Origin of the sequence: Tatumella terrea (assembly GCF_039523755.1) — a bacterium.
GTDB classification, from domain to species: Bacteria; Pseudomonadota; Gammaproteobacteria; order Enterobacterales; family Enterobacteriaceae; genus Tatumella; species Tatumella terrea.
Window position 1 is genome coordinate 310,781 of sequence record NZ_BAAAFX010000013.1, and the last position, 18,988, is coordinate 329,768.

The window sequence follows — 18,988 nt, forward strand, 5'->3', positions numbered from 1 at the left end:
AGGTCTGATGTTGTTATTTTCGGATAAAGAAAAACAGCCGGCTCAGATCGCTGAGCGGATACTGGTGATCACCGACCATCCGGAGGTGATGGAAAGTGTCTGTGACCAACTGGCCATCCGTAACACCGGTGAGGTACGACAATTCGCCGGCACGGTTTCGCAGCTGGAGAAATATACGGAATCCGGCAATGTGGATGGGGTGATTTTTGAAGTCGGTGAACAGGATGACGTTGAAGTCATCGCCGGTTTACTGGAACTGCATATTTCCCGCAGCGCTTTTCAGATAGCGATAGGCAAACAGGATTCCCTGACCCGGGCAGACAGCTTTATGCAGCACGGCATCAGCTATTGTCATTATCCCTCCCAGCTCAATGCGATAGGGGCGTTACTGGCCTCCGGGAAACAGACATTCCGTGACAAAAACAGCGCGATCCGTTTCTCCATTCTGGGGTGTAAAGGCGGTATTGGTACCTCGCGGCTGAGTTATCACATTGCAGAGAATATCGCGCGGATCAGGCAATCGGCGACCCTGCTGGTTCAGGGCTGCGGCGGCAGCCGTAATCTGGATTTGATCTCCCGGGTGGCCATCAGTAATGAGGTGACTCTGCTGCAAAATAATTTCTTCGCCATGTACGAAGAACCGAACAATGCCTGGTTTTTTAATAATCCGTTATACGACCGGCACCAGTGTGTGGTGTTTGATTTCAGTGCCTATAACGCCTCTGATGAAAACATCGAAAATATCCTGACCCATTCCGACAGCGTGCTGCTGATCTGCGACCGTGACCTGTCATCTATCCGCGTCGCCAAAAAGATTATCGAAGCGAATGCGCACCTGCAGAACAGTAATAATGGTATTAAACGGCTTTACCTCTGTTTTAATCAGCATCATCCGAAGATTAACGGGGAAGTGATTGCGCGGGAAATGGGGGATCTTGTCGGGCAGCAGGCGGACATTATTATCCCTTACCTGCTGAAAGCCGGCGACCCCTCCCTGAGCCTGGAGGTCAATGGTAAATTCCGTCCGATACTGGAAAGTATGACCTATCTGCTACTGGGTAAGAAAAAAGAACTGACCCAACCCTCTCTGTTATCCGTGTTGAAACAGCGTCTGACAAGGAAGTCTGATTAACCATGAATCCGAAATATGAAGCGTTAGCCCGCCGTTTACGCAGCAATGTGCTGCCCCGGCTGGATCTGGATCAGATAGACAAACTGATGGACGATCGTACTGCGCTGATCCGGGAGATCTCGCAGGCCGTGCACCGGATGAGTGTGGAGCTGAACCAGTATCTGCCGGCGGAGGAGACCCGGGAGCTGGCGTCTGCGGTGGCCGATGAAATTCTCGGGGTCGGGCCGCTGCGCGAACTGATGGAAGACGAATCGGTGAGCGATATTCTGGTCAACGGGCCGGATAAGATTTTTGTAGAGCGGGGCGGAAAGCTGGTCTTTACCGGTAAAAAGTTTGTCGATAACCAGCAACTGACGGAGATCGCCAAGCGTCTGGTCAGTCGCGTCGGTCGCCGTGTGGATGAATCCCAGCCGCTGGTGGATGCCAGGATGAGTGATGGCAGCAGGCTGAATGTGGTGATCAATCCCATCGCCCTGGACGGGACGTCTATCTCAATACGTAAGTTCAGCCAGGTATCACGTACGCTGCGGGATCTGGTGAACTGGGGGGCGATGAATGAACAGATGGCGAATTTTCTGTCTATCGCGGTGCGCTGCCAGAGTAATATCGTGATCTCCGGCGGTACAGGCTCCGGTAAAACCACCTTACTGAATGCCCTGTCGCAGCATATCAACAGCGATGAACGCATTATTACGCTGGAAGATGCCGCAGAACTCCGGCTGCAACAGCAGCATGTGGTCCGGCTGGAAACACGTATGGCGGGGGCTGAGAACAGCGGTCAGATCTCTATGCGGGATCTGATGATTAATACCCTGCGTATGCGTCCGGATCGGATCATCGTCGGGGAGTGCCGTGGCGGAGAAACCTTCGAAATGCTGCAGGCGATGAACACCGGGCATGACGGTTCGATGACCACGCTGCACGCAAACTCACCGCGCGATGCGGTGGCCCGTCTGGAAAACATGGTCATGATGGCCAACCTGAGCCTGCCCATCGAAGCGATCCGCCGCAATATTACCTCGGCAGTAAATCTGATCATTCAGGCCAACCGCCTGCATGATGGTTCGAGAAAGATCACTCAGATCAGCGAAATTATGGGGCTGGAAGGCGACACCATTGTGCTGCAGGACATTTTCAGCTTTGAGGTGGATGACAGTGTGCAGGGAAAAGTGGTGGGGCATTTTACCACCCCCGGCCTGTCCGGACGCTCCAGTGTGGTGACACGGGCGCGGGAACACGGGCTGGATACCTTACTGAAAACGGTATTTGGTTAAGGGATGAACGTTCTGTTCCTGGCCTCCCTGATCATCGCCGTACTGGTGCTATGGCTGGTACTGCAGCGGAATCAGTCAACCCGGAAGGCGTTGTCCCGCTCGGTACAAAGGCGGCAGACACTGCAATCCCTGATCAGCCAGAAGGGGAGCGAAAATCCCCGGGCTTCCCTCCCGTCCCGGCTGCGGCACATCATGCTGGCAAGGCTGGCCGGGGTTTACCGGGTATTTTATGCGGGCAGCCTGGTCATGCTGGTGAAGCATCTGGCCGTGCCGGCACTGGCCGCGTCGGGGATCATCGTACTGAACGGGCTTTATATTGGTTTTCCGGCCAGCTGGGTTGCCGGTGTCGCGGGGATCGGTTGTTTTGTGGTGTTTTACAGCATGCTGAAAAAGCGGCGCAGAAAGCAGTTTTCTGCCGATTTCAGTGAAGCGCTGACCACCATTAACGGAGCCATCTCCTCAGGACGCACGTTTCTGCAGGCGATGAGCGATTACAGCCAGAGCCGTGATAATGCGCTGGCCAGCGAGTTCCGTACCCTTTCCCGTCGTCTGAACCTGGGGGAACCGGCGGAGACGGTGTTTATGGAGTCCTGGCAGCATTATCCGTACCGGGAATACTATTTTTTTATTGTGGCTATTTTGCTGAACATTAACAGTGGCGGCCGTCTGAGAGAGGTGCTGGCAAAACTTCAGCGTTCCATTGCCAGCGGCATTGCGATGGAAAAGAAAATGCTGTCCATGACCTCGGAAATGCGGATGTCCGCGCGGATCACCGGGGCCATTCCCTTTATTTTTCTGATCCTGCTGAAATTTATCAGCCCGGAAAACTTTGAGTTTGTGCTGCACGATGAACGGGGAAAGGTACTGCTCTATTACCTGATTGGCAGTGAACTGTTCGGTCTGCTGGTGATTAAATTTCTGATGAGGAAGCTCTGATGAGTCCGTTATTACTGATTGCCGTGACCGGTATTGCACTGGTCGCTATTGTCCACGGAGAACGAAAATATCGGGCCAGTAAACTGCAGAAAGCCATGAAGGTGGTGGATGCCGGGATACATCAGCTGAAAATACAGCAACTGAAAGAGCATCATCATACGGAAGCGGTGCTTGAGCAGAACAACCCGTTACTGAACCTCTATCGCCGGCTGGATGCCAGCATGCTGAGTAAAGTACTGCTTGCTGTGCTGGCCTTTGGCCTGATCGTGGGCGGGTTCCGGGTCAGCGGTAGCGTGCTGAGCCGTGAATCCTGGCTGATGGCCGGTGTTTTCAGTCTGGTGGCGACCATTATCCTGCCCGGCATGGCCCGCGCGATGTTTGTCAAACGACGGGTAAAAACACTTAGTGCAGAGTTACCGTGGATGATCGAATTGCTGGCCGTGAGTGTGCAGTGCGGGATGACCATCGAACAGGCGTTCAGTTTTCTGGCCGACAAAATGGACGGAATTAACCCTGACTTTGTCCCGTTTCTGACCCGTCTGGTCAGGCGTACTGAGGTCAGCGGACTGAGTGTAGCGCTGGACCATTTTTACCGTGAATTGCCTTCCGCTGAGACGCGGATGTTTTGTGCCATGTTACAGCAAAGTATTCGTTACGGTTCATCCATGTATGAGCAACTGATCGAACTGGCCCGGGAGATCAGGGAAGTTCAGTTGCTGGGGACCGAAGAAAAAATCGGCCAGCTCGGCGCCAAGATGAGCGTGCCGCTGATTCTGTTTTTTATGTTTCCCGTCGTGGTGATTGTCGCTGCACCGGGGGTGATGAGGGTGATGTCCAATGGGTAAGTTAAGGATAACAACATTGTTTTTCGCCATTGCGGTGAGTTTTATCAGCGGGTGCAGTGAGCCATCGGCCACCCTCGGGGGACAGCGCTTCTCTCTGCCCCGCGGCGCAGGCGACGAACAATTACTGCTGAAAGCCAGAAATTACTCCGGGCTTATCAGCCTGAAGCAACAGGCGCTGAAGGCTAATGATACGCCGGAAATCCGCTACCAGCTGGCGGAATATTATTATTTGTCCGGGGATTATAAATCCTCGCTGTACCACCTGAATAAACTGATGGGGAATAATACGGCGACAAAAGTCTATCTGCTGCAGAGTAAAAATCTCAGCTCCTTACAAAAATATAAAGAAGCGCTGAATTTCGTCGGTATGGCGCTGAATAAAGATAAAAACAGCGGCGAGGCGCTGAACCTGAAGGGGGTGATTCAGGCGGAAAACGGCGATCTGAAAAGCGCGCTGCTGAGCTTTGATGCGGCGCGCAACGCCTATTACCAGGAAGAGTCCGTGGTTAACAATATCGCGATGGTCTATATCGTCCAGAAACGGTATCACGAGGCCGTACAGATGCTGCTGCCGGTTTATCTGCGGGGGTACCATAACCCGCAACTGGAACACAACCTGGCCTTTGCTCTGGCGAAAACGGGAGATTTACGTTACGCCAAAGAGATCATTAAGCGCGGTAATTATGCGAAGAATCCGGACATGCTGGTCGCGGATCTGTTCCGCGTGCAGAGCTTTTGATGCAACTCAATGTCAGACGCAGTAAAGGATGGACGATGAAAAAAAGCATCAGGGCATTAGGGCGGCGGGTCAGAGGAGAACAGGGAGTGATCACCATTGAGTTCTCCTTTATCTTTATTATTTTTATTTTCTTTATCTTCCTCTTCTTCGAGGTAAACCGTTTCGTCTACGTATCAGCGACTATCGATCTCACCTTATCCGAAGCCGCCAGAATCACCTCCCGTACCGAGAGCCGGGACAGTAATTACACGGATATCTTTGCCAGTAATATCCGTCAGCAGAGCAGTTTCTGGAAGATGTTTATTGATGCCAGTAATTTCACCCTGACGGTACGTTATTGCAGCTCGGTCAGCGCGGCGATGAAAGGCAACTGCAGCAGTTCGGATGGACGGAACGTCCCGCTGGCCCTGTATTCGGCCCGCTATCGTTATCGTCCGCTGTTATTTACCTTCACCGGCAATAGCGCCGTCAATAATCTGTTTGCTTCGCTGGATAATTACCTTTCCCGCCAATTGTTGTATGTGCAGGAATATGAATCAGGGAATGAATGATATGGATGTCAGGCAGCGCATCGGGGCATTTGTCCGTAACCCGCAGGGCTCCGTGGTGGTGGAGGCGGCGTTTATCTTTGTCTTTCTGTCGGTACTCACCGTCGCCGCCATGGACTACGGATTCTGGATAATGGCCCGCAGCAAAGCGGAGCGGATCAATTACTCTCTGGCGGCCGTTATCCGTGAGCGTAATACCTTATATAACGGCCAGGAAACGCCCGGCAGCAGTGAAGTGACGGAGCTGGCTTCACTGGCAAAATTTCTGGCACAGGACAGTACGGCATCCTCGCTCTGTGTCCGGCTGGAAAGCGTCAGTTTTAAAGACTCCGCCACCCGGCAGGTCGATAAATATCAGAAAGCCAGCGCAGGAAAATCCCGATGTGAGGTCAATGCACCGGCCCTGACGGCGAACCTGCAACTCTCCCCGTTAAGCATTCGTGGTCGCTGGATACCGCTCTACCAGGTGTCTCTCAGTATTCCGGCTCCGCGGGGCAGTCTGTCTGCACTGTTACGCCGCACCGGCGCCTTACCGGAGACCATCACGGTCAGTAATATCGTGCTGGCACGCTAAGCAGGGAGCAACATGAAACTTATTACGCGATTGCCGGGCATACTCTGTGCGCTGTTACTGCTGACGGGAGCCTTCCCCTCCGGCAGTGAGGCCGCACAAAGCAGGGACGGGCAGAAAAAACAGGCCATTATTTTCCTTAACACGCAGCAGGGGAAAGAACACCGGCTGGCGCGGGAGATTAACCGGCAACTCTATTACAGTCGCACGCTGTCACGTCAGCTGGAAGTCACGCTGATCGATATTGCCCCCGACGGGCCGGCGTTATCCGGGGCCGCCCGATACCTGCGGGATACGTCCGGTATCTGGGTGGCAAAATACCGGCCGCTGTCATTACCCGCCTTATTCTGCCAGCAGGGGAAATCCCGGCGCTTCTATCACCTCACTACCGCGGAAGACATACGGAAATGTTTATAAAAAAGCTGAGAGCGTTAATTTCCTGCCTGGCCGGTGAGCGGGGCGTGCTGGTCGTTCCTTTTGCTATCCTGTTACCGATCCTGATTGCCTTGCTGTCGCTGGGTATTAACAGTGCTGCCGGACTGGCCAGTAAAGCCAGAATGGCCGATGCCGCCTCGGAGGCGTCACTGGCGGTATCGGCATCCTCCCTTGTCAATGACAACCGGACCGCCGAAGGGCGGGAAGAAATCGCCGCCGCTAAAGTGCTGGTCACCGCGTGGATGAAATACTATTTCCCGGCGATGAAAGGCTCGCCGCAGATCGCCTTCACCGTCGATCAGGATCTTAATCAGGCCTCCTCGGATATCCGCTATACCTATTACAATGTGGCGGTCTCCCTGGACCTGCCTTACCTGTTCAGCTACAAAACCGTGACCGGCAACAGTAATGATTACACGCTCAGTGCCGGTCAGGGCCATGTAAAAAAATACATATCGAAACCGGCTGACTATGTTTTTGTGGTCGACTTTTCGGCCTCCCAGGCCGGTGCCCCGATGCGGATGCTGAAGCGTGTCTTTTATGAGATAACCAATTATGTCGTCTCCGCCAGCCCTGAATCCCGCATTGCGATTGTTCCGTTCAGTACCGGTGTGGTCGTCAAATTACCGGGTAAAAATGTCCGTGGCGGAGCCAATCTCGGTTGCAGCGTGCTTTTTGTCCCGAAAGAGGAGTGGAAGGTAAATTATGCTTTCTGGGCCGATAAACGCACGGCAACGACCTCTGCCTATCAGGCGCTGAACCGCCAAAATTATCTGATGGATGAGGCGCGCTACAATTATTACAAAGGCTATGTGGCGGCATCGTCGCCCGCCGTCGGTGATACATCGATGAAGGCGGCCTGGTGCCGGACGAACAGCAGTTACGGTCAGAAAACGGGGAAGTATCAGTACAGCTGTTATGACACGCGTTACCCGGATGAAGATATATTTTCGGAAAGGTCACAGGAGATTATTCAGCGGGAATATCTCCGTGCGGCAAAGACCCAATATAAGCAACTCTCCACCTATACCATCGAACACGACGATGCTATCGATTATCCGGCAACCCTCGAAAAAATGTTCTCTGATGAGGCCATTATCACGATGCCCATGCCACTGACACCGCTGGATGGCACCTATTCCTGGGGGTATAACCATATGTGTCGTCAGGCAGGGTGGTGGAATTCGCGAACCAACAATATGGTGAACCGGGCACCGAAAGCCTGGCTTATCCCTTTGACGGGGGATGCCGGTAAGTTGCACGAATTTCAGTCAATGGAGCCTTACGGCTGGACCCATCTGTCCACGGCCCTGGTGCGCTCGGTGCCGGTGATGATGGAAGGCACCAACCGGCGTAAGGTGTTTATTATGATCTCGGACGGTTACGATAATCTTCATCCGCAAAAAGTGACCGATAAGTACCTTAAAACCTACAATCTGTGTCGAAAAATTGAAGAGGGGCTGCTGGCCCGTCCGCAGACCCGGACCAGCAAAGTCGAGTTCTACTACGTCTCCACGAATAATGCCGTCAGCCGGGTGAAATACTGGGCCGATAATTGTACCGGCAGCGCCCGGGCAAAAACCGCAACGCAGAGCGACTCGCTGATCAAACTGATTAAAGGGATCATTAGTGATGAAACCGGTCACCTGGCGGTGGACTGATCCTGCGGCGATCACCGCGTGCGGTCGCCGCAGGATCAGACATGATCTGCGGCGGCAGATCTGTAATAATGGTCGATTATCTTTTGTCATAATTGAGCAAGTGATGCTGTACCCGATTAACGAAATGTTTCAAACCCTTCAGGGCGAAGGCTTTTATACCGGTGTTCCGGCCATTTTTATCCGTTTGCAGGGCTGCCCTGTCGGGTGCAGCTGGTGTGACACCAAGCATACCTGGGAAAAATTCGCCGACAAAGAGGTCCCGGTCGGGGATATTCTGGTGAAGACGGCCGAAAGCGAGCAGTGGGGCAATGCTGAACCGCTGACGCTACTGAAAATTATCAGCGAGCAGCAATGGACGGCACGCCACGTGGTGATCACCGGAGGCGAACCGGCCATCTATGATCTGCGGCCGCTGACTACCGCGCTGGAAGCCTTTGGCTATAGCTGCCAGATTGAAACCAGCGGTACGCACCCGATCCAGTGTTCTGAAGACACCTGGGTCACCGTTTCACCGAAGGTAAATATGCGCGGCGGCTATGATGTGCTGACCCCGGCGCTGATCCGTGCGGATGAGATCAAACATCCGGTGGCCCGCGAACGGGATATCGAAGCTCTGGAGCAGTTGCTGGCGCAGGTTGAGGACGATAAGTCCCGTATTATTGCGCTGCAGCCGATCAGCTGTAAGAAAGAGGCGACGGAGCTTTGTATCTCTGCGTGTATTGCCCGCAACTGGCGATTATCGATGCAGACACATAAGTATCTGAACATTGCCTGACCCGGAGCCGGCGGTCTCAGGATAGCCGGCATCGGTGAGTCTGTACTTTTCTGTGTTAAGCCTGTCCGCGATAGACACAGCCTGCGGTACAGGTCTCTTTGATCATCACCGCACTGAGCAAAGGTAATTCCGGCTTCATTTTCTGCCAGATCCAGGCCGCCAGCACTTCGCTGGTCGGGTTTTCCAGACCGTCAATCTCATTCAGGTAGTGATGATCCAGCTGTTCATACAGGGGCTTGAAGCGGGCCTTCAGTTCGGCAAAGTCCATTACCCAGCCGGTATGCGGGTCCACTTCCCCGGTGATTTCCAGCCGGACCAGGAAAGAGTGCCCGTGCAGGCGTCCGCATTTATGTCCGTCCGGGACATGGGGTAAATAGTGAGCGGCTTCGAACTGAAATTCTTTAAAGAGTGTAGTAACTGACATAATTCTTCCCGGATGTAAAAGCCGCAGATTCTACCGCAAAACCCGGCATTTCTCACACTTTTCCCTGATATTCCCCCCTCTAACCACGTCACGTCGCCGGCAGCTAACAAACCTTTATCTCTTACCACTTTTACTGGTTAATAATAGTGATAAAACCCGTTAGGCAATTTGGTTATGTGATATGCATAAGCTGTCTTTAACGGGCATACTCTCTCCGTTAACCTTACATTCTCTGATTCTATTTTTCGCCGCTGATACTGGACTACGAAACGCAATGACCAACAAGGCCCCACAGCTTCCGCTTTCGGCAGAACAACTCGCCCAATTACAGGCTGCGACGCAGGATTTTTCTGCGACCCAGATGGCCTGGCTTTCCGGTTATTTCTGGGGACGGTTAAGCGGCGATACGCCGGTCGCCGCTGCCCCTGCTGTCTCTGCAACTCCGCAGGCTGCTCCGGCGCCGACCGTGACCATTATTTCCGCGTCACAGACCGGCAATGCCAGGCGACTGGCGGAGCAGTTACGGGACGACTTGCTGACCACCGGCGTGGCTGTCTCACTGGTGAATGCCGGCGATTATAAGTTTAAGCAAATCGCTCAGGAAAAATGGCTGCTGGTAGTGACCTCGACCCAGGGGGAAGGTGAACCGCCGGAAGAGGCTGTGGCCTTACATAAATACCTGATGTCGAAAAAAGCCCCGGAAATGAAAGCGACGGCGTTTGCGGTGTTTGGCCTGGGCGACAGTTCCTATGAGTTTTTCTGTCAGGCCGGTAAAGACTTTGACCAGCGTCTGGCTGACCTGGGGGCAGAACGACTGCTGACCCGGGGTGATGCCGATGTCGATTATCAGGCGACAGCCGATCAGTGGCGTCAGGAGATTGTGGCATTACTGCAGCAACGGTTACCGGCGGTCTCCGACACGGCAGTGTCACAGGCGGCCAGTGGTGCCAGCGACGAAATTGACAGTACCCCGTATACCAAAGAACAACCCCTGGTCGCGTCGCTGGCCGTCAGCCAGAAAATCACCGGCAATGATTCGCAGAAAGATATCCGTCATCTGGAGATAGACCTTGGCAGTTCCGGCCTGCGTTATCAGCCAGGGGATGCACTGGGCGTCTGGTTTGAGAATGACCCGCAACTGGTGGAAGAACTGCTGGGATTATTATGGCTGGACGGAAAGCAGCAGGTCAGTGTTGGCGGTCAGTCATTGCCTCTGGCAACGGCTTTGCAACAGCATTTTGAACTGACGGTTAATACCGCGCAGATCGTGGAAAAATATGCCCATCTCTCCGGGCACAGTGAATTACTGTCGATGGCCGGGGATAAGGCCGCGTTACAGGCCTATGCGCAACGGTGGCCGATTGTCGATATGGTCCGCCATGCCCCGGTGGAATTACGGGCAGAGCAACTGACAGAACTGTTACGACCGCTGACGCCACGCCTCTATTCGATTGCCTCTTCTCAGGCCGAGGCCGAAGATGAGGTGCATATCACGGTCGGTGTTGTCCGTTATGACATCGAAGGCCGCGAACGCAGCGGCGGAGCCTCCGGCTTCCTGGCTGACCGGCTGGAAGAAGATGGCGAGGTGCGGGTGTTTATCGAACATAACGATAATTTCCGTCTGCCGGAAAACCCGCAGACCCCGGTGATCATGATTGGCCCGGGTACCGGCATTGCTCCTTTCCGTGCGTTTATCCAGCAGCGGGACAATGACGGCGCAGAGGGTAAAAACTGGCTGTTCTTCGGTAACCCGCACTTCACCGAGGACTTTCTCTATCAGGTCGAATGGCAGAAATATGTAAAAGATGGCCTGCTGACCCGTATCGACCTGGCCTGGTCCCGTGACCAGCAGGAAAAAATCTATGTGCAGGATAAACTTCGTGAGCAGGGGGCCGAAGTCTGGCGCTGGATCACGGAAGGTGCGCATCTGTATGTCTGTGGCGATGCCAGCCGGATGGCGAAGGATGTTGAACAGGCCCTGATTGAGATCATTGCCGAACAGGGGCAGATGGACAGCGATGCTGCCGACGAATATTTGAGTGAGCTGCGCGTGGCGCGCCGTTACCAGCGAGATGTGTACTAATGAGTGATAAAAATCCCGGACCGTTAGTGGTCGAAGGCAAACTGACGGATGCCGAGCGCCTGAAAAAAGAGAGTCATTTTCTGCGCGGCACCATTACCGATGATTTGTCCGACGGTCTGACCGGCGGATTCCGCGGCGATAACTTTTTGCTGATCCGTTTTCACGGCATGTATCAGCAGGATGATCGCGATATCCGTGCCAGCCGTGCAGCGCAGAAACTGGAACCGCGTCATGCCATGATGCTGCGTTGTCGTCTGCCGGGCGGGATTATCACCCCGCAGCAATGGCTGGCGATTGACCGTTTTGCCACCGATAAAACCATTTATGGCAGCATCCGTCTGACCAACCGTCAGACCTTCCAGTTCCACGGGATCCTGAAGAAAAACGTCAAACCGGCGCATCAGATGCTGCATGAAGCCGGGCTCGATGCTCTGGCGACGGCAAACGACGTGAACCGTAATGTGCTCTGTACGTCGAACCCTGTCGAGTCGGAATTACATCAGGAAGCCTACGAATGGGCAAAACGTCTCTCTGAGCACCTGTTACCCCGGACCCGTGCCTATGCGGAAATCTGGTGGGACCAGGAAAAAGTAGCGACTACCGATGAAGAACCGATCCTCGGTGAGACCTATCTGCCGCGTAAATTTAAGACCACGGTCGTCATTCCGCCGAACAATGACGTTGATTTGCATGCCAATGACATGAACTTTGTGGCAGTGGCCGAAAACGGCAAACTGGCGGGATTCAACCTGTTGCTGGGCGGTGGATTATCCATTGACCACGGCAACAAAGCGACCTATGCCCGTACCGCGACCGAAATCGGCTTCCTGCCGCTGGATAAAACGCTTGATGTCGCCACCGCCGTGGTGACCACCCAGCGTGACTGGGGTAACCGGACCGATCGTAAAAATGCCAAGACCAAATATACCTTGGAACGGGTCGGGGTTGACGTTTTTAAAGCCGAAGTCGAAAAACGTGCCGGGATCCGTTTTGAACCTGTCCGTCCGTATGAATTTACCACCCGTGGCGATCGTTTTGGCTGGATCAAAGGGATCGATAATCAATGGCACCTGACCCTGTTTATTGAAAATGGCCGTTTACTGGACTATCCGGGCCGTTCGCTGAAAACCGGGATTGCGGAAATCGCGAAGATCCATCAGGGCGACTTCCGCCTGACGGCTAATCAGAACCTGATCGTGGCCGGGGTGGCGGAGTCGCAAAAGCAGATCATCGAAGATCTCGCCCGTGAACATGGCCTGATGGAATCGGTCAGTGTGCAGCGTGAAAACTCCATGGCCTGCGTGGCCTTCCCGACCTGTCCGCTGGCAATGGCCGAAGCCGAACGCTTCCTGCCGGCGTTTGTGGATGAGGTGGAGACTATTCTGTCCCGTCACGGGGTGGGCGATGAACACATTGTCCTGCGGGTGACCGGGTGTCCGAACGGCTGTGGTCGTGCTCTGCTGGCAGAGATCGGCTTAGTCGGTAAAGCCCCCGGCCGCTATAATCTTCATCTCGGGGGCAACCGTATCGGTACGCGTATTCCGCGCATGTACCGTGAAAATATTAATCAGCAGGAAATTCTGTCGGTACTGGATGAACTGATAGGCCGCTGGGCCACCGAACGTCAGGCGGACGAAGGGTTCGGCGATTATGTGATTCGGGCGGGGATTATCCGACCGGTTCTCGATCCTGCCCGTGATTTCTGGGAATAACGGAGGTAGTTATGTCTCTCAGGTTATCCGAACTGAATGCACTGGACAAAACAGCACAGCAGCAGGCGCTGGCCGGGGTTAATCAGCAACTGGAAGCGCTGACCGCAGAACAGCGGGTAGCATGGGCACTGGAGAATCTGCCAGGTCATGTGGTGCTCAGTTCCAGTTTCGGGATTCAGGCTGCGGTTTGTCTGCATCTGGTGACCCGTCAGCGACCGGATATCCCGGTGATCCTGACCGATACGGGGTATCTGTTCCCGGAAACCTATCAGTTTATTGACCGTCTGACGGATCAGTTGCAGCTGAATTTACAGGTATTTCGTGCTACCGAATCCCCGGCATGGCAGGAGGCCCGCTACGGTAAACTCTGGGAGCAGGGCGTTGAGGGTATCGAAAAGTATAATACGCTCAATAAAGTTGAGCCGATGAACCGCGCCCTGGAAACCCTGCAGGCATCGACGTGGTTTGCCGGACTTCGCCGTGAACAATCGCAGAGTCGTGCCGGGTTACCGGTACTTTCTGTCCAGCGCGGCGTATTTAAGATTCTGCCGATCATTGACTGGGATAACCGCCAGGTTTATCAGTACCTGAAACAACACGGGCTGTCTTACCACCCGTTATGGGACCAGGGCTATCTGTCGGTGGGGGATACCCATACCACCCGCAAGTGGGAGCCTGGTATGGCCGAAGAAGAAACACGTTTTTTTGGTCTGAAACGTGAGTGCGGTCTGCACGAAGGTTAAGCGGTTGCTGCACGGGACTCCCGGTGTCGTGCAGCGTTTCTGTGTTCTGTCGCTGGCGGATCGCCTGTTCAGGCAATGCCCTTTAGTCTGCGGATTAATGAGTTAAATTAATTTTTCCTGCCGAAAAATCCGGCCGGAACGGCGGAGTCTGCCCGCTTCTTCTGCGCTAAACAGCCTGCCGGAACGGGGAGTAACGGGGCTTATTAAGAATACGCATAAGCTTTGCATATTCCATTAGGTTACTGCTCATTCCAAATCGACATTTCAAACCTGCCGTGGCAGTCGTATAGTCATTATTATTCTAAGTAAATAACAACCAGGTGACCGTGGATTACCTTCCTCTATTTGCAGAGCTTCGTGGCCGGCCCGTATTAGTGGTGGGCGGCGGGGACATTGCTGCACGAAAAATTAGTCTGCTCAATCGCGCCGGCGCGCAGGTGCTTGTGGTCGCGCGGAAGCTTTGTGAAGAGCTGGAAACCCTGCGTCAGCAGCAACAACTGACCTGGCTGGCGACAGAATTTGCTGAGACGCAGCTGGATGCGGTGTTTCTGGTGATTGCGGCAACCAACGACAATGCTCTGAATCAGCGGGTGTATGACGCCGCAGAGCACCGGCAGAAGCTGGTCAACGTGGTGGATGATCAGGCGCGTTGCAGCTTTATCTTTCCCTCGATTGTCGACCGTTCACCGCTGGTGGTGGCGATCTCTTCCGGCGGGAAAGCTCCGGTACTGGCCAGATTCTGGCGCGAAAAACTGGAATCTCTGCTGCCGGCAAGTCTCGGCGAGGTGGCAAGGATCGCCGGGGAATGGCGGGACCGGGTAAAGCAACATTTACCGGATGTCACCCAGCGGCGCTACTACTGGGAACGCCTGTTCGGCGGACGTTTCACGGCGCTGGTCACGGCCGGCCGCCAGCAGGAAGCAGAAAAAATAGCAGAGCAGGAACTGCAGCAGTACAGCACCCCGAAAGGGGAGATTTATCTGGTCGGTGCCGGCCCGGGAGATCCCGGACTTCTGACCCTGCGCGGGTTACAGGTGCTGCAACTGGCCGATGTCGTGCTGTATGACTATCTGGTCAGTGACGAGATCCTGGAGTTAACCCGCCGGGATGCGGAGCGTATCTGTGTCGGTAAACGGGCAGGGGCGCACCTGGTTATCCAGGAAGAGACCAACCGGTTACTGGTCCGGCTGGCGCAGGAAGGTAAACGGGTGGTCCGCCTGAAAGGCGGTGACCCGTTTATTTTTGGTCGTGGCGGCGAAGAATTACAGGTTGCGGCAGAGGCCGGCATTCCTTTTCAGGTGATCCCCGGGATCACGGCGGCCTCCGGGGCGACGGCATATGCGGGGATCCCGCTGACGCACCGCGACCACTCGCAGAGTGTGCTTTTTATTACCGGACATTGCCAGCCGGGCAGCGAGCTTGACTGGCCTTCTCTGGCCCGGGCGCGTCAGACGCTGGCTATCTATATGGGGGCGATGAATGCGGAGACCATCAGCCGCGAGCTGATTGCTCATGGCCGGGAGCCACAGACGCCGGTGGCGATTATCAGTCGCGGCACCCGAGCGGATCAGCAGGTCAGTAAAGGCACTCTGGCCGGACTGGGTGAGCTTGCACGGCAGGCTCCTTCCCCGGCATTACTGGTTATTGGTGAGGTGGTTCTGTTACAGGATCAGCTTGCCTGGTTTCAAACTTCATCATCGCAGGTCGACGACGACCCGCGGCTGAACCCTTCTGTTTGAGGAAAAGTTGTATGGATCAGAAACGATTGACTCATCTGCGTCAGCTTGAGGCAGAGAGTATTCATATCATCCGTGAGGTGGCTGCCGAGTTCAGCAACCCGGTGATGATGTATTCCATTGGTAAAGATTCCTCAGTGATGTTGCATCTGGCCCGGAAAGCTTTCTATCCGGGCAAACTGCCTTTCCCGCTGCTGCATGTGGATACCGGCTGGAAATTCCGTGAGATGTACGAGTTCCGCGACCGTACCGTGAAAGAGATCGGTGCCGAGTTGCTGGTTCACCGCAATCCGGAAGGGGTCGCGATGGGAATTAACCCGTTCGTTCACGGCAGTGCCAAACACACGGACATCATGAAGACCGAAGGCCTGAAACAGGCGCTGAATAAGTATGGTTTTGATGCAGCCTTCGGCGGCGCACGCCGTGACGAAGAGAAGTCCCGTGCGAAAGAGCGTATCTATTCTTTCCGTGACCGTTTTCACCGCTGGGACCCGAAAAACCAGCGTCCTGAGCTGTGGCACAACTACAACGGGCAGATCAACAAAGGCGAAAGTATCCGCGTGTTCCCGCTGTCTAACTGGACGGAACTGGATATCTGGCAATATATCTTCCTGGAAAACATCGAAATCGTGCCGCTTTACCTGGCCGCTGAACGCCCGGTGCTGGAGCGTGACGGTATGCTGATGATGATTGATGATGACCGTATCGATCTCAAACCCGGAGAGGAAATTAAAAACCGCATGGTGCGTTTCCGTACGCTCGGGTGCTGGCCACTGACCGGTGCCGTCGAATCACAGGCGGAAACACTGCCGGAGATCATTGAGGAAATGCTGGTTTCCACAACCAGCGAACGCCAGGGCCGGGTGATTGACCGTGATCAGTCCGGGTCTATGGAACTCAAAAAACGCCAGGGATATTTCTGAGGACACTGCCATGAATGAAGTATTAGCACAGGAAATTGCGGCTCAGGGCGGAGTGGAAGCCTGGCTGACCGCACAACAACATAAGAGTCTGCTGCGGTTTCTGACCTGCGGCAGCGTCGATGACGGCAAGAGTACCCTGATCGGCCGGTTACTGCATGATACCCGTCAGATCTATGAAGATCAGCTCTCATCACTGCAGACTGACAGTAAGCGTCACGGGACCCAGGGCGAAAAGCTGGATCTGGCATTGCTGGTGGATGGGCTGCAGGCGGAACGTGAGCAGGGCATTACCATTGATGTGGCTTACCGTTATTTCTCTACCGAAAAACGTAAATTTATTATCGCCGACACCCCGGGACACGAGCAATACACCCGGAATATGGCGACCGGCGCATCGACCTGTGATCTGTCGATTTTGCTGATCGATGCCCGGAAAGGGGTACTGGACCAGACCCGGCGCCACAGCTATATCTCAACCCTGCTGGGGATCAAACACCTGGTGGTGGCGGTGAATAAGATGGACCTGGTGGATTTCAGTGAACAGGTCTTCAATGATATTCGTCAGGATTACCTGGATTTTGCAAGCCAGCTGCCGGACGACCTGGATATCCGTTTTGTGCCCCTTTCTGCACTGACCGGAGATAATGTCGCCATCAGCAGCGAGGATATGCCGTGGTACACCGGGCCTTCGCTGTTACAGATTCTGGAAACGGTGGAAATCGTGCCGCCGACCGTTGATCAACCGATGCGTTTCCCGGTGCAGTATGTGAACCGCCCGAATCTGGACTTCCGCGGGTATGCCGGGACTCTGGCCTCAGGCACCGTCCGTACCGGGCAGGCCGTCAAGGTGTTGCCTTCCGGGGTGTGCTCGACCATTGCCCGGATTGTCACCTTTGACGGCGACCTGCAGGAAGCATCGGTCGGGGAGGCTGTTACGCTGGTCCTGAGTGATGAAGTGGATATCAGCCGCGGTGATTTACTGGTCGATGCACAGGAAACCCTGAAGCCGGTGCAATCTGCCGAGGCCGATGTGGTCTGGATGGCGGAAGCTCCGCTGATCGCCGGAAAAACCTACGGCATTAAAGTCGCCGGTAAGCAGGCCCGGGCGACCGTGGACCATATTGTTCACCAGGTCAATATCAACACCCTGGAGACGGCGGCGGTTGATGAATTACCGCTGAATGGTATCGGTAAAGTGGTTCTGACCTTCGATGAACCGTTAGTGATCGACCCCTACACGGCCAACCCGGTCACCGGCGGACTGATTTTTATCGACCGTCTGAGTAATGTGACGGTGGGTGCCGGGATGATCTCCGCATTACGTGATGAGGCAGAGGCGACCTCCGGCCATCAGTACAGCGAGTTTGAACGCGAACTGAATGCGCTGGTCCGTAAGCATTTCCCGCACTGGGGTGCCCGTGACCTCTCCGGAGGCCGTTAATGGCTGAGCATGATGAGAATGTGGTCTGGCATCCTCACAGCATTACGCGGGAGGATCGCCAGCAGCGACAGGGTCATCGTGGCGCCGTCGTCTGGTTTACCGGGCTGTCAGGGTCGGGGAAATCGACCCTGGCCGATGCGGTTGAACAGCAGTTATTTCAGCAGGGGGTCAATACCTTCCTGCTGGATGGCGATAATGTCCGTCACGGCCTGTGTCGCGATCTCGGGTTCAGCGATGCAGACCGGAAAGAGAACATTCGCCGGGTCGGTGAAGTGGCAAAACTGATGGCCGATGCCGGATTACTGGTGCTGACCGCCTTTATCTCCCCCCACCGCAGTGAGCGGCAGATGGTCAGGGAATTACTGGACGGGGATCAGTTTATTGAGGTGTTTGTGGATACCCCGCTGCACGTCTGTGAGGCGCGGGATCCGAAGGGGTTATACCGTAAAGCCCGTGCCGGAGAGCTGACCAATTTCACCGGCATTGATGCGGTCTATGAGGCCCCTGAGCAGCCTGAACTGCATCTTGATGGCGAACAATTCGTTACAAAACTGAGTGACGAAATCATCGATCTGTTACGCAGGAAAGATATTATCGATCTTTGAGATGACAGGGCGAATTGCTGCCCTGTAACCGAATACAGGATCGATATGCAGAACGTCACTTCATTGCTTGCCAGACAATCAGTTCCGCCGGAAGAGGGCAGCGGTGCCTCTCTTTCCGGGGGAATTATTGGTTTTTTTGCGTATTTATTTGCGCTGGCAACGCCATTTTTCTACTTTGGTGCCAGTGTATTGTTCTTCTTTATGTATACCTGGCCGTTCTTTCTGGCATTATTACCGGTGTCAGTCATTGTCGGGATTGCGTTCTGCATCTGGCTTAACCGTCGTCTGCTACTGACCCTGGTATTTACGCTTCTGATTGTGATTTCTCTTTTCTGGGTGTTATTTTCCTTCCTTGCCGGCTGGAATTAGGGCCTGTCCTGAGGATCTTTTCTGCAAAAAAGCCAT

General features: G+C 54.4%; 19 protein-coding genes. 18 read left to right on the forward strand and 1 reads right to left on the reverse strand.

The features are described from left to right. Positions 1-7: 7 nt before the first annotated feature. The 10 genes from ABD035_RS09535 (at position 8) to queE (ending at position 8,916) form a co-directional block, all read left to right on the forward strand. A complete protein-coding gene (locus tag ABD035_RS09535; protein ID WP_343869656.1) occupies positions 8-1,132 on the forward strand; it encodes a CpaE/TadZ family protein in 1,125 nt (374 codons plus the stop codon). 2 nt (positions 1,133-1,134) lie between these two features. Beyond that, entirely contained in the window at positions 1,135-2,406 is a 1,272-nt protein-coding gene (locus tag ABD035_RS09540) for a TadA family conjugal transfer-associated ATPase (protein ID WP_212714395.1), read from the forward strand. A 3-nt stretch (positions 2,407-2,409) separates the two neighbouring features. Next, positions 2,410-3,342 carry a type II secretion system F family protein gene (locus ABD035_RS09545; RefSeq protein WP_212714394.1) on the forward strand — a complete coding sequence of 311 codons (933 nt, stop codon included), beginning with the start codon at positions 2,410-2,412 and terminating at the stop codon, positions 3,340-3,342. After that, complete coding sequence (locus tag ABD035_RS09550; RefSeq protein ID WP_212714393.1) at positions 3,342-4,187, forward strand: type II secretion system F family protein; 846 nt, start codon at positions 3,342-3,344, stop codon at positions 4,185-4,187. Before ABD035_RS09545 ends, ABD035_RS09550 begins: the two co-directional genes overlap by 1 nt. Next, complete coding sequence (locus ABD035_RS09555) at positions 4,180-4,926, forward strand: tetratricopeptide repeat protein (RefSeq protein ID WP_343869661.1); 747 nt, start codon at positions 4,180-4,182, stop codon at positions 4,924-4,926. The genes ABD035_RS09550 and ABD035_RS09555 overlap by 8 nt, the downstream gene beginning before the upstream one ends. Positions 4,927-4,961: 35 nt before the next feature. Further along, the gene (locus tag ABD035_RS09560) at positions 4,962-5,477 is read left to right on the forward strand and encodes a TadE/TadG family type IV pilus assembly protein (protein ID WP_343869663.1); all 516 of its coding nucleotides are present in this window, start codon (positions 4,962-4,964) and stop codon (positions 5,475-5,477) included. After that, complete coding sequence (gene tadF, locus ABD035_RS09565; RefSeq protein ID WP_343869665.1) at positions 5,470-6,048, forward strand: tight adherence pilus pseudopilin TadF; 579 nt, start codon at positions 5,470-5,472, stop codon at positions 6,046-6,048. Before ABD035_RS09560 ends, tadF begins: the two co-directional genes overlap by 8 nt. 12 nt (positions 6,049-6,060) lie before the next feature. Beyond that, positions 6,061-6,462 (forward strand): hypothetical protein, encoded by a 402-nt coding sequence (locus ABD035_RS09570; protein ID WP_343869667.1) that lies wholly within the window; start codon positions 6,061-6,063, stop codon positions 6,460-6,462. After that, complete coding sequence (locus tag ABD035_RS09575) at positions 6,453-8,141, forward strand: vWA domain-containing protein (RefSeq protein WP_343869669.1); 1,689 nt, start codon at positions 6,453-6,455, stop codon at positions 8,139-8,141. The genes ABD035_RS09570 and ABD035_RS09575 overlap by 10 nt, the downstream gene beginning before the upstream one ends. 103 nt (positions 8,142-8,244) lie before the next feature. Continuing rightward, entirely contained in the window at positions 8,245-8,916 is a 672-nt protein-coding gene (queE, locus tag ABD035_RS09580) for a 7-carboxy-7-deazaguanine synthase QueE (RefSeq protein WP_212714387.1), read from the forward strand. Between the two features lie 55 nt (positions 8,917-8,971). Here the strand turns inward: queE and queD are convergent, their stop codons facing one another. After that, positions 8,972-9,340 carry a 6-carboxytetrahydropterin synthase QueD gene (queD, locus tag ABD035_RS09585; RefSeq protein WP_025902604.1) on the reverse strand — a complete coding sequence of 123 codons (369 nt, stop codon included), beginning with the start codon at positions 9,338-9,340 and terminating at the stop codon, positions 8,972-8,974. 274 nt (positions 9,341-9,614) lie between these two features. Between queD and cysJ the strand changes: the two genes are divergently transcribed. The 8 genes from cysJ to ABD035_RS09625 all read left to right on the forward strand — a co-directional run bounded on the left by cysJ (position 9,615) and on the right by ABD035_RS09625 (position 18,952). After that, entirely contained in the window at positions 9,615-11,423 is a 1,809-nt protein-coding gene (gene cysJ, locus ABD035_RS09590) for an NADPH-dependent assimilatory sulfite reductase flavoprotein subunit (protein ID WP_212714386.1), read from the forward strand. Continuing rightward, positions 11,423-13,135 carry an assimilatory sulfite reductase (NADPH) hemoprotein subunit gene (gene cysI, locus ABD035_RS09595; protein ID WP_212714385.1) on the forward strand — a complete coding sequence of 571 codons (1,713 nt, stop codon included), beginning with the start codon at positions 11,423-11,425 and terminating at the stop codon, positions 13,133-13,135. Before cysJ ends, cysI begins: the two co-directional genes overlap by 1 nt. An 11-nt stretch (positions 13,136-13,146) precedes the next feature. Next, positions 13,147-13,878 carry a phosphoadenylyl-sulfate reductase gene (locus tag ABD035_RS09600; protein ID WP_343869674.1) on the forward strand — a complete coding sequence of 244 codons (732 nt, stop codon included), beginning with the start codon at positions 13,147-13,149 and terminating at the stop codon, positions 13,876-13,878. 326 nt (positions 13,879-14,204) lie between these two features. Next, positions 14,205-15,617: a siroheme synthase CysG gene (gene cysG / locus ABD035_RS09605; protein ID WP_212714383.1), complete on the forward strand. Its 1,413-nt coding sequence runs from the start codon at positions 14,205-14,207 to the stop codon at positions 15,615-15,617. A gap of 11 nt (positions 15,618-15,628) precedes the next feature. Next, positions 15,629-16,537: a sulfate adenylyltransferase subunit CysD gene (gene cysD / locus ABD035_RS09610; RefSeq protein WP_212714382.1), complete on the forward strand. Its 909-nt coding sequence runs from the start codon at positions 15,629-15,631 to the stop codon at positions 16,535-16,537. A 10-nt stretch (positions 16,538-16,547) separates the two neighbouring features. After that, the gene (cysN, locus tag ABD035_RS09615; protein WP_212714381.1) at positions 16,548-17,978 is read left to right on the forward strand and encodes a sulfate adenylyltransferase subunit CysN; all 1,431 of its coding nucleotides are present in this window, start codon (positions 16,548-16,550) and stop codon (positions 17,976-17,978) included. Continuing rightward, the gene (cysC, locus tag ABD035_RS09620; RefSeq protein ID WP_212714380.1) at positions 17,978-18,583 is read left to right on the forward strand and encodes an adenylyl-sulfate kinase; all 606 of its coding nucleotides are present in this window, start codon (positions 17,978-17,980) and stop codon (positions 18,581-18,583) included. The genes cysN and cysC overlap by 1 nt, the downstream gene beginning before the upstream one ends. Before the next feature lie 45 nt (positions 18,584-18,628). Next, the gene (locus ABD035_RS09625) at positions 18,629-18,952 is read left to right on the forward strand and encodes a DUF3561 family protein (RefSeq protein ID WP_343869679.1); all 324 of its coding nucleotides are present in this window, start codon (positions 18,629-18,631) and stop codon (positions 18,950-18,952) included. Positions 18,953-18,988: the final 36 nt, after the last annotated feature.